Raw genomic sequence first — 25,645 nt, forward strand, 5'->3', positions numbered from 1 at the left:
AGCATCCATGGCCCTCAAGATCACCGTGATCGGCACCGGCTACCTCGGCGCCACCCACGCCGCGGCCATGGCCGAGCTCGGCTTCGAGGTCCTCGGGCTCGACGTGGTGCCGGAGAAGATCGAGATGCTCCAGCGGGGCGAGGTCCCGATGTTCGAGCCCGGTCTCGAGGAGCTGCTGCGCAAGCACGTGGCCGGGATCGAGGGCTCCACGGGCCGGCTCCGCTTCACCATGGACTGGGCCGAGGTCGGCGCCTTCGGTGACGTCCACTTCGTGTGCGTGAACACACCGCAGAAGCACGGCGAGTACGCCTGCGACATGTCGTACGTGGACGCGGCCTTCGAGGCGCTGGCGCCCCATCTGCACGGCCCCGCCCTGGTCGTCGGCAAGTCCACCGTGCCGGTCGGCTCGGCGGAGCGGCTGGCCGCCCGGCTCGCCGAGCTGGCGCCCGCGGGCGAGGACGCCGAGCTGGCCTGGAACCCGGAGTTCCTGCGCGAGGGCTTCGCCGTGAACGACACGCTGCACCCCGACCGGATCGTGGTGGGCGTGCGCAGCGAGCGCTCCGAGAAGCTGCTGCGCGAGGTCTATCTGACGCCGGTCGCCGAGGGCACGCCGTTCGTCGTGACCGACTTCCCGACCGCGGAGCTGGTGAAGACGTCCGCGAACTCCTTCCTCGCCACCAAGATCTCCTTCATCAACGCGATGGCGGAGGTCTGCGAGGCCGCGGGCGGCGATGTCGCCATGCTGGCCGAGGCCATAGGACACGACGAGCGGATCGGGAAGAAGTTCCTGCGCGCCGGGATCGGCTTCGGCGGCGGCTGCCTGCCCAAGGACATCCGCGCCTTCATGGCACGCGCGGGTGAGCTGGGTGCCGACCAGGCGCTGACCTTCCTGCGCGAGATCGACTCCATCAACATGCGGCGCCGCGGGCAGATGGTGGAGATGGCCCGCGACGCGCTCGGCGGCGGTTCGTTCCTCGGCAAGCGGGTCGCCGTGCTCGGCGCGACGTTCAAGCCGGACTCGGACGACGTGCGCGACTCCCCGGCGCTGAACGTGGCCGGCCAGATCCACCTCCAGGGCGGTCAGGTCACCGTCTACGACCCGAAGGGCATGGCGAACGCCAAGCGGCTGTTCCCGACGCTCGGCTACGCCGACTCCGCCGTGGAGGCCGTGCGGGGCGCCGATGTCGTCCTGCACCTCACGGAGTGGCGCGAGTTCCGCGAGCTGGACCCGGCGGTGCTGGGCGAGGCGGCGACGTCCCGGGTGCTGCTTGACGGGCGCAACGCCCTGGACCCGGAGACGTGGCGCCGGGCGGGCTGGACCTACCGAGCCATGGGCCGCCCCACCGCCTGAGCCCTCTCGCCGACGGGCGCTGAGCCCCTTACCGAGGGGCGCTGAGCCCCTTGACGAGGGGCGCTGGGCCCTCTTGCCGGACAGGCGTCGGCCGGGTCGTCGTGGGTGACGTCGCTCCGGCCGAGGCTCAGTCGGCCGGAGCGGCGCCGGTTGCATTCTGCACCACTTCGCTGTGTCGATGCCGGAGACCGCCGGACCGTGTCCGGTGTCCGGTGCCGGTGCCGGCGCCGGCGCCGGCGCCGGCGCCCGCAGGATCTTCCGCCGCGGAGGCTACTTGGCGCGGTAGCGGCGCATCTTGGCCCGCGCCCCGCACACCGACATCGAGCACCAGCGGCCGCGGCCGGCGGGTGAGCGGTCGAAGTACGCCCAGTGGCAGGTCGGGGCCTCGCAGGCCTTCAGCCGCGGCCAGGTGCCCTCGACCAGCGACTCGGCGATCGCGGCGGCGACACGGAAGGCCAGCGGCACCGGAGCGGCCGGGGAAGTCTGATCGGCCGGGCACGCCGGATCGGCCGGAGGAGCCTGATCGGCCGGGCACGCCGGATCGGCCAGGGGTGTCGGAGCGGCCGGGGCGGGAGCCGGCGAGGGGTGTCCGACGGCCGGGACCAGGCGGGCGGTGCCTCCGGGTCCGTCCAGCGTCACCCGCAGGGGCGCACGGGCGAGTAGCTCCCCGAGCGGGGTCACGTCCCGGTGCGCCGGATGACCCGCGTGCGCCAAGCACACCGCCCGCAGGGACTCGCGCAGCTCACGGGCCCCGTCCGCCTCGTCCGCCGCCAGGCCGAGACGGGCCAGGCCCTCGGGCGTGTCCAGGGAGTCGGCGCCCGACTCGATGTCCAGGGTGTTCACCAGCGCCTGGACCAGGGCGAGACCGCCGGGTGCGGGCGCTCGGTCATTCATGGTTGCGACGTTACCTCCTATGCGGGAGCATGCAGTAACCGTTACCCGCAAGAACCGTTTACAGGTAACGACGGGTAACGCATCGGTATGCCGGAGATCCCACGGAGGAAGTCATGGCTCTCGCCACACTGGACGTCGTCGTCCTGGACTGTCCCGACCCGCGCGCGCTCGCCGAGTTCTACGCGGGGGTGCTGGGCGGCACCATCACGGAGGAGACCGACTGGATCGACCTGGACCTGCCCGGCGGCCGCAAGCTGGCGTTCCAGGCCGCGCCCGGGTACGTACCGCCGCGCTGGCCCTCGCCCGACGGCTCGCAGCAGCTGCATCTGGACCTGACGGTCGAGGACCTGGACGTGGCGGAGAAGGGCGTGCTGGAACTCGGCGCGACCCCGCTGGACACGGAGGACCGGTCGCGCACGTTCCGGGTGTACGCCGACCCGGCCGGGCACCCGTTCTGCCTCTGCGCCTGCTGAACGCGCCCCGGGTGCCCCGCCGTCCCGTCCGGCTCCTCAGCCGTCCAGCTGCTCCAGGGTCGCGTTGGACGGGGCCCGGCGGGCACGGAGGTCGCGGGAGACGTCCTCCGCGGCGCCCAGCACGCGCACGGCGTTCTGCCAGGTCAGCTTGGCCACGTCCGTGGCGGACCAGCCGCGGTCCAGGAGTTCGGCGATCAGGTTCGGATAGCCGGAGACGTCGTCGAGACCGGCCGGGGTGAACGCCGTGCCGTCGTAGTCGCCGCCGATGCCGAGGTGGTCGACACCCGCGACCTCGCGCATGTGGTCGAGGTGGTCGGCGACCGTCGAGACGGTGGCGATCGGGCGCGGGTTGTCCTCCTCGAAGGCCCGGTGGACCTTCATGGCCTCGGCGGTGGTGTCGAGGTGGTGGAAGCCGTTCGCGCGCATGTTCTCGTCGGCCGCGGTGGTCCACTCGACGGCCGCCTGGAGGACGAACTTCGGCACGAACGTCACCATCGCCACTCCCCCGTTGGCGGGCAGCCGCTCCAGCACGTCGTCGGGGATGTTGCGCGGGTGGTCGCACACGGCGCGGGCCGAGGAGTGGGAGAAGATCACCGGCGCGACGGAGGTGTCGAGCGCGTCGCGCATCGTCGTCGCGGCCACGTGCGAGAGGTCCACGAGCATGCCCTCGCGGTTCATCTCGCGTACGACCTCGCGGCCGAAGGCGGACAGGCCGCCCACCACGGGGACGTCCGTCGCCGAGTCCGCCCAGGCGATGTTGTCGTTGTGGGTGAGGGTCATGTACCGGACGCCGAGCGCGGACAGCGCGCGCAGGGCGGCGAGGGAGTTGTCGATCGAGTGACCGCCCTCGGCGCCCATGAGCGAGGCGATACGGCCCTCGGCGCGGGCCGCCTCCATGTCGGCGGCGGTCAGCGCGGCCCGCAGGTCGGCCGGGTACCGGTCGATCAACTGCCGTACGCAGTCGATCTGTTCCAGCGTCGCGGTGAGGGCGCCCGGCAGGTCCGAGCGGACGTACACGGACCAGTACTGCGCGCCGACGCCGCCGGCGCGCAGCCGGGCGAGGTCGGTGTGCAGGTGGGCGCTCTGGTCGGTGGCGATGTCGCGGGCGCCGAGGTCGTAGCGGACCTGCTCGCGCAGGGCGTACGGGAGGTCGTTGTGTCCGTCGACGACGGGGAACTCGTCGAGCAGGGCGCGGGCGCGCTCGACCGAGGGCAGGGAGGACGAGGTCATCCGCGTCACTTCCCGAAGCCGAAGCCGCCTGTGGCGCCCTCGACCTTGGCGCGCAGCCGCTTGCCCTTCTCGGTGGCCTGGTCGTTCAGTTCCTGCTGGAACTCCCGCATGCGGCCGAGGAGTTCCTCGTCGTGGGCGGCGAGCATCCGGGCGGCCAGGAGACCGGCGTTGCGGGCGCCGCCGACGGAGACGGTGGCCACGGGCACGCCGGCCGGCATCTGCACGATGGAGAGCAGCGAGTCCATGCCGTCGAGGTACTTGAGGGGGACGGGCACGCCGATGACGGGCAGCGGGGTGACCGAGGCGAGCATCCCGGGCAGGTGGGCCGCGCCGCCGGCGCCGGCGATGATCGCCTTGAGCCCGCGCTCCGCGGCCTGCTCGCCGTACGCGATCATCTCGTGCGGCATGCGGTGCGCGGAGACGACATCCACCTCGTAGGGGATCTCGAACTCGTCCAGCGCCTGGGCGGCGGCCTCCATGACCGGCCAGTCGGAGTCCGAACCCATGACGATGCCTACAACGGGGCTCATTCGGTGATCGTGCCTCTCAGGTAGCCGGCTGCGTGCCGGGCGCGCTCAAGGACGTCGTCCAGGTCGTCGCCGTAGGTGTTGACATGGCCGACCTTACGGCCGGGCTTCACGTCCTTGCCGTACATGTGGATCTTCAGCTGCGGGTCGCGGGCCATGCAGTGCAGGTACGCGGAGTACATGTCGGGGAAGTCGCCGCCGAGGACGTTCGCCATGACGGTCCAGCGGGCGCGCGGGCGCGGGTCTCCGAGCGGGAGGTCGAGGACCGCGCGGACGTGGTTGGCGAACTGGGAGGTGACCGCGCCGTCCTGGGTCCAGTGGCCGGAGTTGTGCGGGCGCATGGCCAGTTCGTTGACGAGGATGCGTCCGTCGCGGGTCTCGAAGAGCTCGACGGCCAGGTGGCCGACGACGCCGAGTTCCTTGGCGATGCGCAGCGCCAGTTCCTGCGCCTCCAGGGCCAGCTCCTCGGCGATGCCGGGTGCCGGGGCGATCACGGTGTCGCAGACGCCGCCGACCTGCTGGGACTCGACGACGGGGTACGCGACGGCCTGGCCGTGCGGGGAGCGGACGACGTTCGCGGCGAGCTCCCGCGCGAAGTCGACCTTCTCCTCGGCGAGGACGGGAACGCCGGCGCGGAACGGGTCGGCGGCCTCCTCCAGGGAGCGGACGAACCAGACGCCCTTGCCGTCGTAGCCGCCGCGGACGGTCTTGAGGATGACGGGGAAGCCGTCGCCCTCGTCTCCGTCGGCGAGGCCCTCCGCGGCGAACGCGGCCACGTCCGCGACGTCGGTCACGATGCGGTGCCGGGGGCACGGCACACCGATCTGGTCGAGCTTCGCGCGCATGACGCCCTTGTCCTGGGCGTGCACGAGCGCGTCGGGGCCGGGCCGGACGGGGATGCCGTCCGCCTCCAGGGCCCGCAGGTGCTCGGTGGGGACGTGCTCGTGATCGAAGGTGATCACGTCGCAGCCCCGCGCGAAGTCGCGCAGCGTGTCGAGGTCGCGGTAGTCGCCGATGACGACTTCGCCGACGACCTGCGCCGCGGAATCCTGTGGAGTGTCACTGAGGAGCTTGAACTTGATGCCGAGCGGGATGCCCGCCTCGTGTGTCATACGAGCGAGCTGGCCACCGCCGACCATGCCGACTACCGGGAACGTCACGCTCCAAGAGTATCGGCCACGCCACGGTGGCCGATTTGCGCGGTGATACGCCCCGATTTTCCCTGTCGGTGACCGCCTCTTTTCTTACCTGTGAGCACATGCACAAGCACCGTGCGGGACCGCTGGTTAGCATGGGCTGATCGGCGCACGACACCGTGCGTTCACCGGTACGGCAGACGACAAGACCCACCGACGGGGGCAGGCGACACCATGGGCAGTGCTTCATCGGGGCCTCAAGAGGGGCCCCGCAGCGCGGTTCGGCAGCGCTTCGACCTGCTCGTCCGTGAGGTCGCCAAGTTCGGCGCGGTGGGTGGTGCGGGGCTGCTCGTCAACCTGCTCGTGTTCAACCTCGTACGCCATCTCACGGGCCTCCAGGTCGTGCGGGCCAGCGTCGTCGCGACGGTCGTGTCGATCGTCTTCAACTACATCGGGTTCCGCTACTTCACCTACCGGGACCGCGACAAGGGCGGGCGCACCAAGGAGCTGACGCTCTTCCTGCTGTTCAGCGTGGTGGGCCTGGTCATCGAGAACGGCGTCCTGTACGCGGCGACGTACGGCTTCGGCTGGGACAGCCCGCTCCAGAGCAACGTCTTCAAGTTCGTCGGCATCGGCGTCGCGACGCTGTTCCGCTTCTGGTCCTACCGCACCTGGGTGTTCCAGACGCTTCCGGCCCGGGAGGCGGTGGCCAGCGCCGAATCGTTCCTGGACGAGGTGCCCGTGCCGGAGACCCGCCGTTCGCGGGCCCGCGTGAACTAGCCGGGCCCGGCGCTACCTGACCGTGCGCTCCTCGTCGTCCTCGGGGAGCCGGGGCGGGCGCTTGAGCGGGGTGCGGGACAGGAACATGCCGAAGACGGGCGGCTGCGCCTGGAGCATCTCCAGACGCCCTCCGTCGGCCTCCGCGAGGTCGCGGGCGACGGCGAGACCGATGCCGGTGGAGTTGCGGCCGCTGATGGTGCGCTCGAAGATGCGGGCGCCGAGGTCGGTGGGGACGCCGGGGCCCTCGTCCGTGACCTCGATGACGGCCTGGTTGCCGATCACGCGGGTGCGCAGCGCGACGGTGCCGCCGCCGTGCATGAGGGAGTTCTCGATCAGTGCCGCCAGGACCTGGGCGACCGCGCCCGGGGTGCCCACCGCCTGGAGATGACGCTTGCCCGAGCTGACGATCGCGCGGCCCGCGCTGCGGTAGGCGGGGCGCCATTCCTCCAGCTGCTGCTTGATGACCTCGTCGAGGTCGAAGGAGACGGCGGAGCCGGTGCGCGGGTCCCGGGCGTTGGTGAGCAGGCGCTCGACCACGTCGGTGAGGCGCTCCACCTGGGTCAGCGCGATCGTCGCCTCCTCCTTGACCGTGTCGGGGTCGTCGGTGAGGGTGATCTCCTCCAGGCGCATGGAGAGCGCGGTCAGCGGTGTCCGCAGCTGGTGGGAGGCGTCGGCGGCGAGGCGGCGCTCGGCGGTGAGCATGCGGCCGATGCGCTCGGCGCTGCTGTCCAGGACGTCGGCGACCCGGTCGAGTTCGGGGACGCCGTAGCGCTTGTGGCGCGGCCGGGGGTCGCCCGAGCCCAGTCGTTCCGCCGTCTCGGCGAGGTCGGTGAGCGGGGAGGCGAGGCGGTTGGCCTGGCGTACGGCGAGCAGGACGGCGGCGATGATCGCGAGCAGGGCGACGGCGCCGATGACCAGGAGGGTGCGGCCGACTTCCTTGGTCACCGAGGAGCGGGGCTCCTGGACGGTGACGGTCTCGCCCGACTCGCCCCTGGCGGTGTACTGGATGACGTCACCGGTGGGCTGGGTGCCGGCCTCGATGGGGTCGCGGCCCGGAATCCTGATCACGGCGTAGCGCCGGTCGGTGACCTGGTTCTTGAACGTCTCGCCGGTGATGTTCTCGTCGCCGAGGATGCGGCTGTCCACGATGCTGGCCAGGCGCAGCGCCTCGGAGTCCACACGCTCCTGGGCGCTGTTGCTGATCGTGCGGGTCTCGACGATGACGAGCGAGACGCCGAAGACGGCGATCACCACGAGGACGACGGCGAGGGTGGACTGGATGAGACGGCGACGCACGGGGCCCTCCGGGCAGATGGCTGTACCGGGACCAGTGTGCACGTTCGCCGCTCCGGCCCGAGCGGAGCGCCGGTCCGGGGGCGCGGGTTTCCCCCCGCCGCCCGCCGGACGGGCCTCAGGTGCTCCCGTGGGCCCCGTCCCTCCGCCGCGCTGCGCGACGAGGTGGAGGCCGGCGGGTCAGCTCTTCTCGAAGCGGAAGCCGACGCCTCGTACCGTCGCGATGTAGCGGGGGTTCGCCGCGTCGTCGCCGAGCTTCTTGCGCAGCCAGGAGATGTGCATGTCGAGGGTCTTGGTGGAGGACCACCAGGTGGTGTCCCAGACCTCGCGCATGAGCTGGTCGCGGGTGACGACGCGGCCCGCGTCCCGGACCAGGACCCGCAGGAGGTCGAACTCCTTTGCCGTGAGCTGGAGTTCCTCGTCGCCCATCCAGGCGCGGTGCGACTCGACGTCGATCCGTACGCCGTGGGTGGCGGGCGGCTGCTGGGGCTCGGCGGCGCCGCGCCGGAGCAGCGCCCGTACGCGGGCGAGGAGTTCCGCGAGCCGGAACGGCTTGGTGACGTAGTCGTCGGCGCCGGCGTCGAGGCCGACGACGGTGTCCACCTCGTCGGCGCGCGCGGTGAGGATGAGGATGGGCACGGTGTGGCCCTCGGCGCGAAGCCTGCGGGCGACTTCCAGGCCGTCCATGCCGGGCAGTCCGAGGTCCAGGACGACCAGGTCGACGCCGCCCTGCATTCCGGCGTCGAGCGCGGTGGGTCCGTCCTCGCGGACTTCGACCTCGTAACCCTCCCGGCGCAGGGCACGGGCCAGCGGCTCCGAGATGGACGCGTCGTCCTCGGCGAGCAGTACACGGGTCATGGGGTGATGGTAGTCCGCCGTGGAGCACGCCCGGGCAGCGATCCGCCTCCCTGGTTCACACCCTCCGTCCGGGTGTTTCTTACCTGTGGGTTCGGGATGAGATCCTGATGAACACCTTCGAATGATCGTCCGTGGTTCCACGATCGCCTGTGATCCATGTCTCAAGTCCTTCCATATAGGGCATTGTGATGTCGTATGGTGACCGGACGCCTGATGCACTGCTTCGGGACCTTTGGCTGGAACTTGATGCTGAAGGTCTCTTCTGCGTGCGGGCTGGTGTCAGCCAGCCTTGAAGGAATGACCTGTGGCCGGGCCCGTACGCGCTGAAGCGTGACGGGCGTGGATCCCGGTGGTCGCCGTTCACCGCTCCCGCATTCCGGGGCGGATTCCCCGTGGGCGTGGGGAGGAACGCCGAACCCCGCCGGTGCCGGCCGCCCCCCATGGGCGCGTAATTCCGCCGAGCTCCCGGTTTCCACCTGGGCTCGGGGACCCCCCAACAGCGCGTCCCGACCAGCAAGGATCGACCATGGCGTCCAGCCTGACGAAGGACTCGGCGAATCCGGGAATCTCCGGTTCCTCCGAGAAGACCTTCTTCGGCCACCCCCGCGGACTGGCCACTCTCTTCATGACCGAGATGTGGGAGCGTTTCTCCTACTACGGAATGAAGGCACTGCTCCCGCTGTACCTGGTGGCACCGGGCGGTCTGCACCTCAGCGCGGCCACCGCGACCGCGATCTACTCGGTGTACCTCTCCCTGGTGTACCTGCTCGCCCTCCCGGGCGGCTGGTTCGCCGACCGTGTCCTCGGCCCCCGCAAGACGGTCGCCGTCGCGGGCGTGATCATCATGCTGGGCCACCTCACGCTGGCTCTGCCCTCCTCCGGAACCTTCTACGCGGGCCTCGGCCTCGTGGCGATCGGTTCCGGTCTGCTGAAGGCCAACATCTCCACGATGGTGGGCCACCTCTACGACGGTCCGGACGACGCGCGCCGTGACGGTGGCTTCACGCTGTTCTACGTCGGCATCAACCTCGGCGCCTTCGCCGCGCCGCTGATCATCGGCACCGTCGGCGAGAACGTCAACTGGCACCTGGGCTTCGCCCTCGCCGCGCTCGGCATGGCGCTGGGTCTCATCCAGTACCTGCTCGGCGGCCGTCACCTCAGCGCCCGCTCGCACGAGGTCCCCACGCCTCTGACGGCCGAGGAGAAGTCCTCGACCCTGCGCAAGTCCGCGCTGTGGGCCGCTGTCGCCGTCGTCTTCTACGCGATCGTCGGCTTCTCCGGCCACTACACGCTGAACTGGCTGCTGGTCCCGATCACGATCGCCGGTCTGCTCATCCCCGTCATGGTCATCGGGCGCATCAAGCGGGACAAGTCCCTGGACCGTGCCGACCAGTCGAAGATGTCCGCGTACATCTGGTTCTTCGTCGCCGCGGCCGTCTTCTGGATGATCTACGACCAGGGCGGCTCGACGATGTCGATCTTCGCTGACGAGTCGGCGAAGAACACGATCTTCGGCTGGGAGTTCCCGGTCTCCTGGTACCAGTCGGTCAACCCGGTCATGATCATGGCGCTGGCCCCGGTCTTCGCCTGGGCGTGGCTGTGGCTGAACAAGCGCGGCAAGGAGCCGAGCACGGCGACGAAGTTCGCCTCGGGTCTGATCCTGATCGGCGCCTCGTTCTTCCTCTTCCTGGCCCCGCTGACGATCGCCGAGGGCGGTCACAAGGCGGCCGCGATGTGGCTGGTGGCGATCTACTTCGTACAGACCGTCGGTGAGCTGACGCTCTCCCCGGTCGGCCTCTCCGTCACCACGAAGATGGCTCCGGCGAAGTACGCCTCCCAGATGATGGGTGTCTGGTTCCTGGCCGTCACCGCCGGTGACGCCACGACCGGTCTGCTCTCCATCGCCAACGTCGACCTCAACAAGACGGGCATCGTCGCTCTGGAGGCCACGCTCGCCGTGATCGCCGGTGCCGCGGTGTGGATGTACCGCAAGAAGGTCAAGGCGCTCATGGGCGACGTCCACTGACGTCCGCTCCGGCATCCGGCGAAGGGCCGTCGCACCGTCTGGTGCGGCGGCCCTTCGCCGTTGCCGCGGCCGGGTCCTGCGGGTGCCCGTCACCGGCCCGGTGCCGCCGTCACCGGCCCCGGCGGCCCGGCATGAAGGTGAAGACCGCGCCGCCCAGCAGGACGACCGTTCCCGCGACCAGGGCGAGCGCCTCCAGCGCGCCATGGCTGTCGGTACCCGTCTCCGCCAGGCCGCCACTGGAGGACGCACCGGCGGAACCCGAGCCGGACGAGGTGGACCCGCCGCCCGAGGCGCCGCTCGCCTGCTCCGAGGTGTCCAGGGTCAGCGAGACCTCCGACCTGGTCGGGGTGCAGGTCGTCGTCGTGCCCAGGGCCATCACCGTCAGCACGCCCGGGGACAGCGTCGACGATCCGGTCGCGCCCGGCTTGTAGGTGCCCGTCAGATCGGGGATCTCGATCGGGTCGCCCGACTTGATCGGCGCGGAGTTGGCCGGGCCCTCGACATGCACGGTGCCCTTGTCGGCGCCACCGAGCACGACCTGCATCGACGGCTTGACCGAGTCGGCGGGAATGTCGGCCGGGCTGTCCATCACGGACCCCTTGAACCGCACGGTGAGGTCGTAGCTCCCGCCGTTCTTCCTGGCGTCGATCTGCACCGGCGAGGTGGCGTTCTTGTCCCCGATGGGCGTCTTGCAGGCGTACGGGACGGCGACCTCCTTGCCCGTGAAATCGGTCTGCCCGCCGCCGGACCCGCCGGTGTCACTTCCTCCGCCGGTCGCGCTGCCGCTCGGTGACGGGGTGACCGAGCCGCTCGGGGTCGGTGTGGGAGTCGGCGTGGGGGTCGGGGTCGGGGTGCCGCCCGTGCCGCCGCCGCTCGTCACCTTGATGGTCGCCGAGGGGCTCACCGTCTCCTTGGGCGTGCACTTGGTGTCGGTGGAGATCGGCTTGCTGACATTGATGTCGTAGGCGTCCGGGGTGAGCGTGACGTCCCCCGCCGCCGTCAGTTTCAGCTTGCCCGTCATGTCGGACAGCTTCATGTCGCTGTTCTTGGGGATCGCGGGGTTCGTGCGCGGCCCCTCCATCGCGATGTCGGCCGTCTGCGCCCCGCCCGCCTTCAGCGTGCCGGTGGGCTTGACGGTGTTCGCGTCCAGATCGAGGACGTCGGGGTTCTTCGAGGCGGCCTGGGCGAACTTCCAGGTGATGGTGACCTCGTCGCCCACCTTCGCCTCGGCGGGCGCGGTGATCTCCACCTTCGTGGTGCCCTCCACGGCGGGCAGCCCGGAGATCGCGGGCGGAATGCACTCCGTGCCGTACGACACCTCGGCGGCCTGCGCCGGAACGGCGGCCACCCCCAGCAGGATGCCCGCACCGCCGAGCATCAGCGCGACCCCGGCCGCGCCCGCCCTGCGGCCTCCGGCCGGTACGACTCTCCGTAGCGTGCTCACGTGTGCCCCTTTCTCGTCTGCGTCGTCGGACCGTTCTCGTGCGGTGCGGAGAGCTGACGGTTCGCCCCGGTCCCCGGATCGTTGCCGGGGATGAACCAAGGCAGGGCCGGAACCCCGGAGGCCGCGGGGTCCTCCGGCGGCCAGGGTCCGGGGTGCGCCCAGGGCAGGCGCAGGGTGAGCTCGGCCGGCCTCAGCCCCCGGTGGCGGCCGGGGCGCCCGGTCGACCGGCGGGGACGCGCCCGGTCCACCACGGCCATGCCGACGCGGAACAGCGCGGCCGGGACGACCACGCAGAGCAGGATCCAGAAGAGGGTGACGCCCCAGGGGCGGCCCACGCCCCACGGCTGCTCGGCGATCACCTTCCCGTCGTGGCGCAGCGAGATCGTGTAGTCGCCGTGTGCCCCTGCCGACAGTTCGACCGGAATCCGGATCTGCGCCTTGCGGCCGGGCGCGATGGTGCCGCGCCACTCCTGCTCCTCCCACTGCGGGGCGAACACCCCGTGGGCGGTGCCGACCTGGAAGACCGGGTTCTTGACCGGGGCGGTGCCCACGTTGCCGACGGTGAGCACGAGGGTGCGCGAGGGAGGCGAGCCGAACCAGGTCAGCAGACCGCTCGATCCGTCGAGCCGGGTGTCGGTCAGCACCGCGATCCGGCCGCCGCCCTCCTGCTTCGGCAGCGGCTCGACCGCGTGTCCCGCCACCATGAACACGGCGTCGGCCTCGGCCTTCTCGCCGGTGACGGTGGCGACATGCACCACGCAGGGACAGGGCCTGGGCGGCTCGGCCACCGGCAGCTTCCTGCTGAAGCCGCCCTTCGCGTCGGTGGTGACGGCCCGTCCGTCGGAGTTGGCGCAGGAGTTGGTGCCGCCGATCACCCCGCGCGAGGGCACGGACTGCCCGCAGATCAGCATCATCAGCAGGGTTCCGGGCCGCCATCCGCTGCCGGTCACGGTGACCGAACCGCCCGTCCCCGCCTCGGACCTGGACAGCGTGACGCCCGGCTTCGCGGCGGCGGACGCCGGGACCGCCGCGGCCGCTCCCGCCGGCTGGACCAGGGCCAGCGCCAGTGCCGCCCCCAGCGCCACCGCCCGCATCTTGCCGCCCAGGACGCTCAGGACGTTCACGACACCGCTCCCGTCAACTCGACCTCCGTGCCCGGACGTTCACCGGGTCCGTCGTCCCGCGCCCGGCGCCCGCGACGCCAGGGCCCGCGCGCCCCGTCCCGCCTCCGCCGTCGTACGGCCCCCAGGGCCCCCAGCGCCGCCAGGGCGCCGCCCACCCCGGCCACCGTCCCCCACGGCACGAACCGGACCGACGCGGTTCCCGTCGACCGCACACCGCCCGCCGCCGTCACCGTCAGCCGCACCTCGGCCGCGTCGAGCGCGGGCGGATCGGACCACGGCTCGTGGAGCGTGACCCGGCGGCCCGGCGGGAGCTCGAAGGACAGGGCGCGCGGGCCCCGGTCGAGCAGGGTGCCGAGGACCCCGTCGGCGTGCACGGCGAGCGAGGGGGCGAGGACCGTGGTGCCGCGGTTGACCAGTTCGTACGAGATCCGCCCGCCGCCCACCCCGACGTGCTCGACGGTCAGCGCCGACAGCGCCGGGCCCGGAACCCGGAGCCGGACGGGGACCGCCGAGGTGCGCCCGCCGCCGCTCGCGACGATCGCGCCGGGATGGTCACCGGGCACGGCCCCGGCCGGGACGCCGATGGTGAACGGCACGTCGGCGCGGGTGTGCGCCGGCACCCGTACGGACAGTTCCCGCACCGCGGTCCTGCGGCCGTGCGCCTGTCCGGCGAAGGCGATCCAGGCACCCGCGTCCGGCGCCCGTTCCCGCACGGTGGAGGCGCCGTCGGTGGTGTCGTCCGCGTCGGCGCCGCGCAGCCGCACGGTGAGGGGCTGCGCCCCCGGGTTGAGCACGGACACCGCGTCCTGGAGAACCGTGCCGGGCGCGCCCTCCGCGTAGACGGAGGGCCGTCCGTCGGCCGCGCCGTCCGCGGCCGGCACGACGGACCAGCCCTCGGCGGCCAGGGCCGTCGGTGCCGCGCCGAGCAGCACCAGGGTCAGGCCCAGCGCGCGGGCAGCGGGGAGTGCGTAGCGCATGCGGCGGCTCCAGGTCGTGGTGCGGGACGGTCAGCGGCGTACCGCCTGACGCCTGCGCGTCAGCCACAGCACGCCCGCCGCCCCGGCGAGGAGCACCGTGCCGCCGAGGGTGCCGAGGGCGATCACGGAGTCCTCGGGGCCGGTCTGCGGGAGGGTGCCGCCGGAGCCGGTCCCGCTGGAGCCGGAACCCGAGGAGCCCGAGGCCGACGAACCCGAGGTCGACGAGCCCGAGGCCGACGATCCCGAACCGCCGGAGGCCGTGACGTCGAGGGTCAGGGAGGGGCCCGGGCTGTTCGAGGGGGTGCACGTGGTCGTGGTGCCGAGGGCCTTGATGGTGAGGACACCCGCGGTGAAGGTGACCTTGCCGGACTTCCTCGGTGTGTAGGTTCCGCTCAAGTCGCTGATCTTTATGGGGGTGTTGGCGGGGATGGCGGCCGCGTTCGCCGCACCGCTGACCGCCACCGTGCCGCTGTCCGCGCCGCCCACCTTGATGACGGCGCTCGGTGTCATCGCGCCCTTGCCGAGCTCGACCGGGCTGGAGGAGACGCCCTTCTGCCAGGACATGGTGAGCTTGTAGGAGCTGCCGCTCTTGACGCCCTTGATGTCGATGGGCGAGACGGCGCTCTTGTCGCCGATCGGCGTCTTGCACTGGTAGTTGACGTCCACCACGTCGGCCTGGGCTGCGGGGGCGGCCGTCAGCACCGCCGAGCCGGCCAGGGCCGCGGCGAACGCGAGCGCGGCGGTTCGTTTCTGGTACGTCCGGTACGACACGGGCCTGCCCTTTCCTGACGGAACATCAGATCGGCCGTCAAGGTACGCCCGGCGCCTTGTAGAGGGAAGACAAAGCACACCCCGGATCCACGGCAGCGGGGGCGCCGGGGCGCCGGGGGTGGGGAGCTGCGGACGCCGGGCGGCGGGGCTCGGGGCTCGGGGGCCGGGGACCGGGGACCGGGGCTCGGACGCCGGACGCCGGGCGGCGGGGCTCGGACGCTGGGTGCCGGGGGCCGGGGCCTGGGTTTCGGGGCCTCGGGCGCTAGGTGCCGGGGACCGGCCTGGGTTTCGGGGCCTCGGGCGCTAGGTGCCGGGGACCGGCCTGGGTTTCGGGGCTCGGACGCCGGGCGGCGGGGCTCGGGCGCTGGGTGCCGGGCACCGGGGCCTGGGTTTCGGGGCCTCGGGCGCTGGGTGCCGGGGACCGGGCCCTGAGGGTCGCGGCTGCGGGCGCTGGTAGGCCGGGGGCCGAGGCGCCGGGGGCCGTGGACGTTGGGCCGCTGCGGGTTCCGGTCCGGTCCCGACCTCGACAGGCCGGGGGGCCAAGGGCATGCCAACCGGGCGGGCGGACGAGTCGGGATCGGCGCAGGGGTCGGGCACGCCGGGTCGGCCGTCGGAGCCGGCACACCGGAGTGGGCGGACGAGTCGGGGCCGGCGTCAAGGGCGTGCGCCGGGTCGGCGGAGCCGGGCACACCAGCGTGGACGGACTGGGCCGCGGCACACCAGCGGGCCGGACCGCTGCACACCGGCGACGTGGGCCGGTGGGCGGACTGCTGCACACCGGCGCGGGCCGACGGGCCGGACCGCGGCACCCTCGAACGGGCCATCGCCGGGCCGGTGGGTCGGGCCGCTGCACGCCGACGCGGGCCGGTGGGTCGGGCCGCCGCACGCCGGTGCGGGCCCGGTGCCCGGTGGTTACGCCGGGGCGCCCAGTTCCGCCCAGACCGTCTTGCCGGCCACTCCGGGCATCCGTACGACCCCCCAGTCCAGGCAGAGCCGCTGCACGATGAACATGCCGTGGCCGCCCGGACGGCCGGCGCGGTGCGGGGTGCGCGGGGCGGGCTGGCCGGCCCCCCGGTCGGAGACCTCGATGCGCAGCACCTTGTTGTCGCAGGAGATCCGGAGCTCGTCCGGACCCTCGGCGTGCAGACAGGCGTTGGTGACCAGCTCGGAGACGACCAGCAGGACGTCCTCGGCGGCCGCACGCCGATCGGCGCTCGCGGCGGGCAGCCAGCCCCACGCGTACAGCGCCTGCCGGGCGAAGTCGCGGGCGAGCGGCACGACACCGCTCTCGCCGACGAGGCCCAGCGTGCGGACCTGTCGGCCGACGGACGCGGGGGCCGGGCCCGCGTCGTCGACGGGCGTCATGCTGTCCACGGGCGCCCCGCTCCGCGCGGACACCGCGGAAGCGCCGCCGTCGCCCGACTCCGGGCCGCGGTCGCCCGGCGAGCAGGGCCGGGTGGTGCTCATCAGCGCTTCACCTCACCGATTCACCGGTTCACGATTCAAAACTCAGTACGCAGTACTCAGTACGGATGGATCAACGGCTTTCGCCGCTTGTGGATCAACAACTTCCGCCGCGTCGGCCCCTGGACCACCGACCCGTCCAGGATGTCTCCTGCCCGACGGAACCGTGCGAACACCCACGTATTCGCCTCGGAGCCTGTGACGCGAGTAACGCGCCGGCCACGCAGGGGGTTCCGGGACGGGAGCCGGGACATGGCCGAAGGGCCGCGGATCAGCCGGACAGGGCCGCTTCGAGCGTGTCGTGGACGGTGAAGACGGCCTCCGCCCCGGTGATCTCGAAGACGCGCGCGACCACCGGCTGCATCGCGGCCAGATGCACCCCGCCACCCGCGGCCTCGGCCTTCAGCCGGGCACCGAGCAGCACATTGAGCCCGGTGGAGTCACAGAACTCCAGCCGGGAGCAGTCGATGACCAGTCGCGCATACCCCTTTTCGAGGCAGCCCTCGAGTGGCTCACGCAACAGATCGGCCGTGTGGTGATCGAGCTCACCCGCGGGGGTCACGACAGCACTCGTGCCCTCTTCCCGCACCTCGACAAGAAGCCGGCCAGATTGTGTGCTGCCGACCGTCCCGCGGTCCATGCCGTCTCTCTCCCGAGTGTCGCGACTACTGACGTACGCACTGGAACACTACGCCTTCTCTACGGCACCCGACACCCGAACAACCCTACCAAAATGGACATTTCACCAGCTATGACACTTGCGGTGAGTTCGGGAAACCGGGTAGGGCTAGTAGAGACACCTATCCGACCCGGCCGGCTTTGGAGGCGCCGCACACCGCAGTGCACGTATCGGCATCGGCGGCCATATGCCGAGAACGATGGAGGACACATGTCACCCCGGCTCGACGCATCGCAGACCCTGACGGCGACGTCGGCACCTTCTCCGCGATCCGCGGAGCACGTCGACGGACCCGGAACCGACGGAACCGACGCACTCACCGGACTCGCCGGCCTTCCGGAGATCCCCCCGTTCGACGAGGTGGGGCCGGTGGACGCGCGGGCTCTGTCCAAGACGCTCTTCGCACGGCTGGAATCCCTCGAAGAGGGCACGCACGACTACGCGTACGTCCGCAACACCCTGGTCGAACTCAACCTCGCGCTCGTGAAGTTCGCCGCCTCCCGCTTCCGCTCCCGCAGCGAGCCGATGGAGGACATCATCCAGGTCGGCACCATCGGCCTGATCAAGGCGATCGACCGCTTCGAACTGAGCCGCGGCGTGGAGTTCCCCACCTTCGCCATGCCGACGATCATCGGCGAGATCAAGCGCTTCTTCCGTGACACGTCCTGGTCGGTGCGGGTGCCCCGCAGGCTCCAGGAACTCCGGCTCGACCTGGCCAAGGCCGGCGACGAACTGGCCCAGCGCCTCGACCGCGCGCCGACCGTGAACGAACTCGCCGAACGGCTCGGCATCAGCCGCGACGAGGTCGTCGAGGGCATGGCCGCGTCGAACGCCTACACCGCCAGTTCGCTGGACGCCCAGCCCGAGGAGGACGATTCCGAGGGCGCGCTCGCGGACCGCATCGGCTACGAGGACAACGGACTCGAGGGCATCGAGTACGTGGAGTCCCTCAAGCCGCTCATCGCGGAACTCCCGCAGCGCGACCGGCAGATCCTCTCCCTGCGGTTCGTGGCGAACATGACCCAGTCCGAGATCGGCGACGAACTCGGCATCTCCCAGATGCATGTCTCCCGGCTGCTGTCGCGCACCCTCGTGCGACTCCGGAAGGGCCTGACCGTCGAGGAGTGACAGGACTTCGCGGCCCACGAGGCCGCGCAATCGAGCGGTCCGGCGCCGAGAGCGCCGGACCGCTCCGTCTTTTCCGGCCGCCTGTCGAGGACCGGGCACCAGGTGCGGGGACCAGGCCCCCCCACCCCCCACCGGGCGCGGCCTCCACCCACCGACGGCCTCCGCCCATCGACGGCCTCCATCCACCGACGGCCTCCGCCCGTAACGGACAACTCCAGTGGCACGCAGAGCGGTTGAGAGCGCTCCCACGGAATCTTTGTCCGGCAACTCTTTCCCCACAAGGCCGATCCCGTCACTATGGGCATCCCAAACTGGCCGGTACGTCAGGACGGGACGAGCACGCACCAAGGGCGGGGAGGCGGACGAACATGGCGCAGGACGACCCTGCCGGCGGAGGAACCGCGGCCGAGGGGGAAGGCCGGGCCGCGGACGCGTCCGACGCACGGCTGACCGAGCTGCTGCGCGCCGGCACCTCGACCGCGTACACCGCTCTCCAGGAACTCCGCGCCCGCCACCGCGCCCCCGTCCTCGCCTACGCCCGGCTGTGCACGACCGGCGAGGCCGGAGCCGGGCAGCTCGCCGCGCAGACCTTCACCCTCGCCGCCCGCGAGACCGCGCGCGGCATCGACCCGAACGTTCCCTGGCGGCACCAGCTCCTGCTGCTCGCGGGACGGACGGCCGCCTCCTGGGCCCGGGACCAGCGGGCCGCGGGACTCGACCCCGGTCTGCTCCTCGTCCTGAGCACGGCGGGCCCCTCGGGCCCCGTCCCCTCCCTGCTCCCCGCCTTCCAGTCGCTCCCGTCCCGCGCCCAGGGCCTCATCTGGTACGCCGTCGTGGAGCGCGAGCCCGCGCGGCGGACGGCGGTCCTGCTCGGCCTCACCCCCGAGGACGTCACGTACGGCACCGACCAGGCTCTCCAGTCCCTGGGCCAGGCCTGTCTGAGGTACCGGCTGGCCGCGTCGGACGATCCGCGCTGCGGGGACTTCCGCCGGCTGATCGAGGAGTCGGTGCGGCCCGACAACCCCCGTACCAGCACCGACCTCAACACCCACATGGCGCACTGCGCGCACTGTTCGGCCGCCTACGAGGAACTGACCGCCCTGCGCGACCATCCGCGCACCGCCCTGGCCGAGGGTCTGCTGCCCTGGGCGGGCACGGCGTACGTCACGGACGAGGTGCCGGGGGCGGCGCCCGTCCCGCCCGGGCCTCCCGCACGACCGCGGGCCTCGGCGCTGCCCTGGCCGCCGTCCCGGCGGGTCGTGCTGACCTCGGCGGCGGCGCTCGGCGTGGCCCTCGCGCCGGTCCTGTTCCTGCTGCTCTCCTCGGGCGGGACGCCGTCCACCGGCGCGGCGGGTTCGGTGGGCACGCCATCGGGCCCGCCCCCGGTGACCGTCACGGCGACGGTTCCGGTCACCCCGTCGGCTCCCACGCCCTCCGCCTCGCCGTCGCCCTCGGCGACCTCCGCGTCGCCCTCGCCGTCCCGCAGTTCGGCGCCCCCGAGGTCACCGAGCCCGAAGCCGTCCCCCACCGTCGTCTTCCGCCCGCCGGGCGGCGCCGCCACCCAGGTGGTGAACGTCGCCTCGGGCCTGTGCCTGGACGTCCGCGACGGCGACTTCGAGAAGGGCACCGACGTCGTCACGGCGCCCTGCACGTCCTCCGCCACCCAGCGCTGGCGCGTCGACAGCGGTTCCCTCCGGTCGGCCGCCGACGACGACTTCTGCCTCGACAGCCGCGGCTCCGTCGACAACGGAGTGGGCATCTGGGAGTGCTCCTCGCTCGACGGCGGCCACGGCGACAACCTCCGGTTCACCGTCGACCCGGACGGCTCGATCCGCCCGGCCGTGGCCATCGAGACGGCCATGACACCGGACGGCGACGACGGGCTCTCCCTGGTCCCGCTGAACGGCGGCACGGGCCAGCGCTGGCGCGCGGGCAACGCCTGACGGGGCCCGTCGTTCCGCGGTTCGCTCAGATCTCGCGGACGCCCCGCCGCCAGACACCGGTGACCAGCGGGACGCCCGGGCGGTAGGCGAGGTGGACGTGACTGGGCGCGTCCAGCAGGGTCAGGTCCGCGTAGGCACCCGGCGCGATCCGGCCGACGTCGTCCCGGCGCAGCGCCCGCGCGCCGCCCGCCGTCGCGGACCACACGGCCTCGTCGGGGGTCATCCGCATGTCGCGCACCGCGAGCGCGATGCAGAAGGGCACGGAGGACGTGAAGGACGAACCGGGGTTGCAGTCGGTGGACAGGGCCACCGTGACACCGGCGTCGATCAGCCTGCGGGCGTTCGGCCACTCGGCGCGGGTGGAGAACTCGGCGCCGGGCAGGAGCGTCGCCACGGTGTCGCCGCTCGCCAGGGCGTCGACGTCCGCGTCCGTCAGATGCGTGCAGTGGTCGGCGCTCGCCGCGTCGAGTTCGACGGCGAGCTGGACACCGGGTCCGTACGAGAGCTGGTTGGCGTGCACGCGCGGGTGCAGGCCCTTGGCCTTGCCGGCCGTGAGGATCGCGCGCGCCTGGTCGCCGTCGAAGGCGCCCTTCTCGCAGAAGACGTCCACCCAACGGGCGTACGGGGCACAGGCGTCGAGCATCTCGCCGGTCACCAGGGCGACATAGCCGGCCGGGTCGTCGGCGTAGTCCGGGGAGACGATGTGCGCGCCGAGGTAGGTGACCTCGTCGGTGTGCGAGGCGGCGATGCGCAGCGCTCGGGCCTCGTCCCGGACGGTCAGGCCGTAGCCCGACTTGGTCTCGAAGGTCGTGGTGCCCTGGCGGAGGGCCTCGCGCAGGTACCGGGTGAGGTTGCGCTCCAGTTCCTCGTCGGAGGCGGCGCGGGTGGCGGCGACGGTGGTGCGGATGCCGCCGGCGCTGTAGGCGCGGCCGGACATGCGGGCGTTGAACTCCTGGGTGCGGTCGCCCGCGAAGACCAGGTGGGAGTGGGAGTCGACGAAGCCCGGGATCAGCGCGCGGCCGCCGGCGTCGACCCGGTTGTCAGTGGCGGGTGCTTTGCTTGATTCACCGGTCCACGCGACACGGTCGCCGTCGATGACGACGGCCGCGTCCTGGATCAGACCGAGAGGGGAACCGTCGCCGAGGGAGGGATCGTTGGTGACCAGACTGGCGATGTTGGTGATGACGGTCGTGCTGCTCATGGCGTCCTCAGGGGTGGCGGGACTGCTGGTGGGGGGTGTCGGGCGGGCGGTGACTCCCGCCCGCCCGGGAGTCAGGAGCGCAGTGCCTGGACGGCGTCCGCGAGCGCTGTCGGCACATCGGGGACGAGCGTGTGCGCGCCGTCGCGCACGACGTGCCGGCCCGCCACGACCGTGTGCCGGACATCGGCGGCCGTGGCCGCGAATACGGCTGTCTCCGCGCCGAGGCGTGGCACCGGTCCCGCGGTTCTGACCGAGTCGAGGGCGATCGTCGTGAAGTCGGCGAGGGCGCCCGCCTCGATGGTGCCCGCGTCGTCCCAGCCGAGGGCCGCGTGGCCGTCCGCGGAGGCGGCGCGCAGCAGGGCGGCGGCCGTCCAGTGACCGCGGGTGCGGGTGCGCAGCCGTTCGTTCAGTTCCATCGCGCGGGCCTCTTCGAGGAGGTCGATGACGGCGTGGCTGTCGGAGCCGAGCGAGAGGGGTGAGCCCGCGCGCTGGAGGGCGACGGCGGGGCCGATGCCGTCGGCGAGGTCGCGTTCGGTGGTGGGGCACATGCAGGTGCCGGTGCCCGATCCGCCGAGCAGGGCGATGTCCTCATCGGTGAGGTGCGTGTTGTGGACGCCGGTGGTGCGCGGTCCGAGGACGCCGTGGTCGGCGAGCAGCCGGGTGGGCGTGCGGCCGTGGGCGGCCTGGCAGGCCTCGTTCTCCGCGGTCTGCTCGGACAGGTGGACGTGGAGCGGGGCGCGCCGCTCCTCGGCCCAGCGTGCCACGGTGGCGAGCTGTCCGGCGGGCACGGCCCGTACGGAGTGGATCGCCGCGCCGATCCGTGCGTGATCACGGTCCTTGAGAAGTGAAGAGCGTTCCGCCCAGGCGTCCGCGGTGCCGTCGGAGAAGCGCCGCTGGTGCGGGTTGGGCGGCTGCCCGAAGCCGGAGGAGAGGTAGGCGGTGTCGAGCAGGGTGATGCGGATGCCCGCGTCGGCCGCGGCGGCGATGAGGGCCTCGCCCATGGCGTTGGGGTCGGCGTAGGGGGTGCCGTCGTGGGCGTGGTGCACGTAGTGGAACTCGCCGGCCGCGGTGACTCCGGCGAGCGCCATCTCCGCGTACACCGCGCGGGCCAGCGCGTGGTAGGTCTCCGGGGTCAGCCGGTCCGCGAAGGAGTACATGATCTCGCGCCAGGTCCAGAAGGTGCCGGAGCCGACCTGGACGGTGCCGCGCAGGGCGCGGTGGAAGGCGTGGGAGTGGGCGTTGGCGAGACCGGGGAGGGTGAGTCCGCGCAGGATCTCGGCGCCCGGCGGCGGGGTGTCGACGCCGGTGCGGACGTCGGTGACCCGGCCGTCGGCACCGGATCCCGCGGCCGACACGGTCACGGCGACGCCGGGCTCGACGTGAGTGTCGAGCCAAGCGTGTTCCAGCCAGTACGTCTGCGTCACCAGCAGGCCAGCCCTTCGAGTACGTCGGCGAGTGCGGTCACCCCGGCCACGCAGTCGTCCTCGGCGGCGTACTCGGCCGGGGAGTGCGAGACACCGGTGGGGTTGCGTACGAACAGCATGGCGGTCGGGACGGTGCCGGAGAGGATTCCGGCGTCGTGTCCGGCCCCGGTCCCGAGAACGGGCACGGTCAGGGCGGCGTCGCGCTCCTTGCCCAGGATGCGGGCGAGTTCGTCGCGCAGGGCGTGCTCGAACTCGACGACGGGGGTGAACGACTCGCGGACGACGTCGAGTTGGACGCCCTGTGCCTCGGCGTACTCGCGGGCGGCCTTCTCGACGCCGCCCACGACGGTGTCGAGGGTCGCCTGGTCGGTGGCACGGGAGTCGAGCCAGCCGCGCACCAGGGAGGGGATGGCGTTGACGCCGTTGGGCTCGACGGCGATCTTGCCGAAGGTGGCGACGGCGCCGGCGAGCCGGGCCTCGCGGCGGGCCGCGAGGACGGTCTCGGCGTACGGCAGCATCGGATCGTGGCGGTCCACGAGCCGGGTGGTGCCGGCGTGGTTGGCCTCGCCGCGGAAGTCGAAGCGCCAGCGGCCGTGCGGCCAGATGGCGCTGGCGATGCCGACCTGGTCGCCGCTGAGGTCCAGGGCGCGGCCCTGCTCGACGTGGAGTTCGACGAACGCGCCGATCCGGCCGAGGCGTTCGGGGTCGGGGCCGATGGCGGCGGGGTCGTGTCCTGCGCGTTCCATGGCCTGCGGCAGGGTGATGCCGTCGGCGTCGGTGAGGCGGTGCGCCTGCTCGACGGTGAGCTGTCCGGCGGCGAGCCGGGAGCCGACGCAGGCGAGACCGAACCGGGCTCCTTCCTCGTCGCCGAAGTTGACGATGGCGAGGGGCTTGGCGAACCGGACGCCCCTGGCGCGGAGTTCGTCGAGGGCGGCGAAGGAGGAGACGACACCGAGGGGGCCGTCGAAGGCACCGCCGTCGGGCACGGAGTCCAGGTGCGAGCCGGTGACCACGGCGTCGCCGGCGGCGGGGTCGCCGAGCCAGGCCCACTGGTTGCCGTTGCGGTCGAGCTCGTAGGTGAGCCCGCGGGACTCGGCCTGCTGCCGGAACCAGGCGCGGCAGTCGGTGTCGGCCCCGGTCCAGGCGAACCGGCGGTAGCCGCCCGAGGCGGAGCTGCGGCCGATCGGCAGCAGCTCCGCCCACATGCTGTGGAACGTCACGCGTCGCCGCCCTCGTGACCTTCGCGCATCGGGATGCGCACGCCACGCTCGTCCGCGACGGACTCGGCGATGTCGTAGCCGGCGTCGACGTGACGGATGACGCCCATGCCGGGGTCGTTCGTCAGGACGCGGCGGATCTTCTCGCCGGCGAGCTTGGTGCCGTCGGCGACGGAGACCTGCCCGGCGTGGATGGAGCGGCCCATGCCGACGCCGCCGCCGTGGTGGATGGAGACCCAGGAGGCGCCGGAGGCGACGTTCACCATGGCGTTGAGCAGCGGCCAGTCGGCGATGGCGTCGGAGCCGTCGAGCATGGCCTCGGTCTCGCGGTACGGGGAGGCGACGGAGCCGCAGTCGAGGTGGTCGCGGCCGATGGCCAGGGGGGCCGCCAGCTCGCCGGAGGCCACCATGTCGTTGAAGCGCTCGCCGGCCTTGTCGCGCTCGCCGTAGCCGAGCCAGCAGATACGGGCGGGAAGGCCCTGGAAGTGGACGCGCTCGCCGGCCAGCTTGATCCAGCGGTGCAGCGACTCGTTCTCGGGGAAGAGGTCGAGGATCGCCTTGTCCGTCTTGTGGATGTCGGAGGCCTCGCCGGACAGGGCCGCCCAGCGGAAGGGGCCCTTGCCCTCGGAGAAGAGCGGGCGGATGTAGGCGGGGACGAATCCGGGGAAGGCGAAGGCGCGGTCGTACCCGGCCAGCTGGGCCTCGCCGCGGATGGAGTTGCCGTAGTCGAAGACCTCGGCGCCGGCGTCCATGAAGCCGACCATCGCCTCGACGTGGCGGGCCATGGACTCGCGGGCGCGGGTGGTGAAGCCGGCCGGGTCCTTGGCGGCCGCGTCGGCCATGTCGTCGAAGTCGACGCCGACGGGGAGGTAGGCGAGCGGGTCGTGGGCCGAGGTCTGGTCGGTCACGATGTCGATGGGCGCGCCCTCGGCGAGCATGCGGGGCAGCAGTTCCGCCGCGTTGCCGAGCAGGCCGATGGAGAGCGGCTTGCGCTGGTCGCGGGCCTCGACGGCGAGCTGGAGCGCGTGCTCCAGGGAGTCGGCCCGCACGTCCAGGTAGCGGTGCTCGATCCGGCGCTCGATGGCGCGGGGGTCGACGTCGATGCAGATGGCGACGCCGTCGTTCATCGTCACGGCCAGCGGCTGGGCGCCGCCCATGCCGCCGAGGCCTGCGGTGAGGGTGATCGTGCCCGCGAGGGTGCCGTTGAACTTCTTCGCGGCGACGGCGGCGAAGGTCTCGTAGGTGCCCTGGAGGATGCCCTGGGTGCCGATGTAGATCCAGGAACCGGCCGTCATCTGGCCGTACATGGTCAGGCCCAGCTGCTCAAGGCGGCGGAACTCCTCCCAGTTGGCCCAGTCGCCGACCAGGTTGGAGTTGGCGATGAGGACGCGCGGGGCCCACTCGTGGGTCTGCATGACACCGACGGGGCGGCCGGACTGGACCAGCATGGTCTCGTCCTGCTTGAGGGTGCGCAGGGTACGGACCATGGCGTCGAAGGAGCGCCAGTCGCGGGCGGCCTTGCCGGTGCCGCCGTAGACGACGAGCTTGTCGGGGTGCTCGGCGACCTCGGGGTCGAGGTTGTTCTGGAGCATCCGCAGGGCGGCTTCCTGCTGCCATCCCAGGGCGCTCAGTTCCGTACCGCGCGGCGCTCGGACGGGGCGGGGTCCTGACATGGTCTGCCTCCTAGCGGACTGTTTCTGTAGAT

22 protein-coding genes are annotated in these 25,645 nt (G+C 72.2%); 6 read left to right on the plus strand and 16 right to left on the minus strand.

What is annotated here, in order from left to right; all coding sequences use genetic code 11:
* Positions 1–7 precede the first annotated feature (7 nt).
* Positions 8–1,351, plus strand: a complete 1,344-nt coding sequence (locus tag WJM95_RS12765; protein WP_339129739.1) for a UDP-glucose/GDP-mannose dehydrogenase family protein — start codon at positions 8–10, stop codon at positions 1,349–1,351.
* A 270-nt stretch (positions 1,352–1,621) separates the two neighbouring features.
* Here the strand turns inward: WJM95_RS12765 and WJM95_RS12770 are convergent, their stop codons facing one another.
* A complete protein-coding gene (locus tag WJM95_RS12770) occupies positions 1,622–2,245 on the minus strand; it encodes a CGNR zinc finger domain-containing protein (RefSeq protein ID WP_339129741.1) in 624 nt (207 codons plus the stop codon).
* 113 nt (positions 2,246–2,358) lie between these two features.
* Here WJM95_RS12770 and WJM95_RS12775 point away from each other — a divergent pair, with 113 nt between their 5' ends.
* A complete protein-coding gene (locus tag WJM95_RS12775) occupies positions 2,359–2,718 on the plus strand; it encodes a VOC family protein (protein WP_339129742.1) in 360 nt (119 codons plus the stop codon).
* 36 nt (positions 2,719–2,754) lie between these two features.
* Here WJM95_RS12775 and WJM95_RS12780 read toward each other — a convergent pair whose 3' ends face one another.
* From WJM95_RS12780 to WJM95_RS12790, 3 genes are read right to left on the minus strand one after another with little or no spacing between them, the layout of a single operon-like run.
* Complete coding sequence (locus WJM95_RS12780) at positions 2,755–3,948, minus strand: dipeptidase (protein WP_339129743.1); 1,194 nt, start codon at positions 3,946–3,948, stop codon at positions 2,755–2,757.
* Between the two features lie 5 nt (positions 3,949–3,953).
* The gene (gene purE / locus WJM95_RS12785; protein ID WP_339129744.1) at positions 3,954–4,478 is read right to left on the minus strand and encodes a 5-(carboxyamino)imidazole ribonucleotide mutase; all 525 of its coding nucleotides are present in this window, start codon (positions 4,476–4,478) and stop codon (positions 3,954–3,956) included.
* Positions 4,475–5,614 carry a 5-(carboxyamino)imidazole ribonucleotide synthase gene (locus WJM95_RS12790; protein ID WP_339135517.1) on the minus strand — a complete coding sequence of 380 codons (1,140 nt, stop codon included), beginning with the start codon at positions 5,612–5,614 and terminating at the stop codon, positions 4,475–4,477. Before WJM95_RS12790 ends, purE begins: the two co-directional genes overlap by 4 nt.
* 231 nt (positions 5,615–5,845) lie before the next feature.
* Between WJM95_RS12790 and WJM95_RS12795 the strand changes: the two genes are divergently transcribed.
* Entirely contained in the window at positions 5,846–6,391 is a 546-nt protein-coding gene (locus WJM95_RS12795) for a GtrA family protein (RefSeq protein WP_339129745.1), read from the plus strand.
* Between the two features lie 12 nt (positions 6,392–6,403).
* Here the strand turns inward: WJM95_RS12795 and WJM95_RS12800 are convergent, their stop codons facing one another.
* Entirely contained in the window at positions 6,404–7,687 is a 1,284-nt protein-coding gene (locus WJM95_RS12800) for an ATP-binding protein (RefSeq protein WP_339129747.1), read from the minus strand.
* A 177-nt stretch (positions 7,688–7,864) separates the two neighbouring features.
* Positions 7,865–8,542: a response regulator transcription factor gene (locus WJM95_RS12805; RefSeq protein WP_018566970.1), complete on the minus strand. Its 678-nt coding sequence runs from the start codon at positions 8,540–8,542 to the stop codon at positions 7,865–7,867.
* 526 nt (positions 8,543–9,068) lie between these two features.
* On the opposite strand from WJM95_RS12805, the gene WJM95_RS12810 reads away from it, so the two are divergent.
* Positions 9,069–10,568 carry an oligopeptide:H+ symporter gene (locus tag WJM95_RS12810; protein ID WP_339129748.1) on the plus strand — a complete coding sequence of 500 codons (1,500 nt, stop codon included), beginning with the start codon at positions 9,069–9,071 and terminating at the stop codon, positions 10,566–10,568.
* Between the two features lie 109 nt (positions 10,569–10,677).
* Here the strand turns inward: WJM95_RS12810 and WJM95_RS12815 are convergent, their stop codons facing one another.
* The 6 genes from WJM95_RS12815 to WJM95_RS12840 form a co-directional block, all read right to left on the minus strand.
* Positions 10,678–11,946: a hypothetical protein gene (locus WJM95_RS12815; protein WP_339135519.1), complete on the minus strand. Its 1,269-nt coding sequence runs from the start codon at positions 11,944–11,946 to the stop codon at positions 10,678–10,680.
* A gap of 62 nt (positions 11,947–12,008) precedes the next feature.
* The gene (locus WJM95_RS12820) at positions 12,009–13,106 is read right to left on the minus strand and encodes a hypothetical protein (protein WP_339135521.1); all 1,098 of its coding nucleotides are present in this window, start codon (positions 13,104–13,106) and stop codon (positions 12,009–12,011) included.
* A 26-nt stretch (positions 13,107–13,132) separates the two neighbouring features.
* Positions 13,133–14,113, minus strand: a complete 981-nt coding sequence (locus WJM95_RS12825; protein WP_339129749.1) for a hypothetical protein — start codon at positions 14,111–14,113, stop codon at positions 13,133–13,135.
* 30 nt (positions 14,114–14,143) lie between these two features.
* Positions 14,144–14,884 (minus strand): LPXTG cell wall anchor domain-containing protein, encoded by a 741-nt coding sequence (locus WJM95_RS12830; RefSeq protein ID WP_339129751.1) that lies wholly within the window; start codon positions 14,882–14,884, stop codon positions 14,144–14,146.
* 912 nt (positions 14,885–15,796) lie between these two features.
* On the minus strand, positions 15,797–16,351 hold the full coding sequence (locus WJM95_RS12835; protein WP_339129752.1) for an ATP-binding protein: 555 nt from the start codon (positions 16,349–16,351) through the stop codon (positions 15,797–15,799).
* 268 nt (positions 16,352–16,619) lie between these two features.
* Complete coding sequence (locus tag WJM95_RS12840) at positions 16,620–16,988, minus strand: STAS domain-containing protein (protein WP_339129753.1); 369 nt, start codon at positions 16,986–16,988, stop codon at positions 16,620–16,622.
* A 249-nt stretch (positions 16,989–17,237) separates the two neighbouring features.
* Between WJM95_RS12840 and WJM95_RS12845 the strand changes: the two genes are divergently transcribed.
* Both WJM95_RS12845 and WJM95_RS12850 read left to right on the plus strand, forming a co-directional pair.
* A complete protein-coding gene (locus tag WJM95_RS12845; RefSeq protein WP_339129754.1) occupies positions 17,238–18,155 on the plus strand; it encodes an RNA polymerase sigma factor SigF in 918 nt (305 codons plus the stop codon).
* Positions 18,156–18,523: 368 nt separating this feature from the next.
* On the plus strand, positions 18,524–20,098 hold the full coding sequence (locus WJM95_RS12850) for an RICIN domain-containing protein (protein ID WP_339129755.1): 1,575 nt from the start codon (positions 18,524–18,526) through the stop codon (positions 20,096–20,098).
* A 25-nt stretch (positions 20,099–20,123) separates the two neighbouring features.
* On the opposite strand, the gene hutI is transcribed toward WJM95_RS12850, so the two are convergent.
* The 4 genes from hutI to hutU all read right to left on the minus strand — a co-directional run bounded on the left by hutI (position 20,124) and on the right by hutU (position 25,613).
* Positions 20,124–21,299 carry an imidazolonepropionase gene (gene hutI, locus WJM95_RS12855; protein WP_339129756.1) on the minus strand — a complete coding sequence of 392 codons (1,176 nt, stop codon included), beginning with the start codon at positions 21,297–21,299 and terminating at the stop codon, positions 20,124–20,126.
* Between the two features lie 71 nt (positions 21,300–21,370).
* Complete coding sequence (locus WJM95_RS12860) at positions 21,371–22,726, minus strand: formimidoylglutamate deiminase (RefSeq protein ID WP_339135523.1); 1,356 nt, start codon at positions 22,724–22,726, stop codon at positions 21,371–21,373.
* Entirely contained in the window at positions 22,720–23,943 is a 1,224-nt protein-coding gene (locus tag WJM95_RS12865) for an allantoate amidohydrolase (protein WP_339129757.1), read from the minus strand. The genes WJM95_RS12860 and WJM95_RS12865 overlap by 7 nt, the downstream gene beginning before the upstream one ends.
* Positions 23,940–25,613 carry a urocanate hydratase gene (gene hutU / locus WJM95_RS12870; protein WP_339129758.1) on the minus strand — a complete coding sequence of 558 codons (1,674 nt, stop codon included), beginning with the start codon at positions 25,611–25,613 and terminating at the stop codon, positions 23,940–23,942. Before hutU ends, WJM95_RS12865 begins: the two co-directional genes overlap by 4 nt.
* Positions 25,614–25,645 lie beyond the last annotated feature (32 nt).

It is taken from the genome of Streptomyces sp. f51 (assembly GCF_037940415.1).
Taxonomy (GTDB): Bacteria; Actinomycetota; Actinomycetes; order Streptomycetales; family Streptomycetaceae; genus Streptomyces.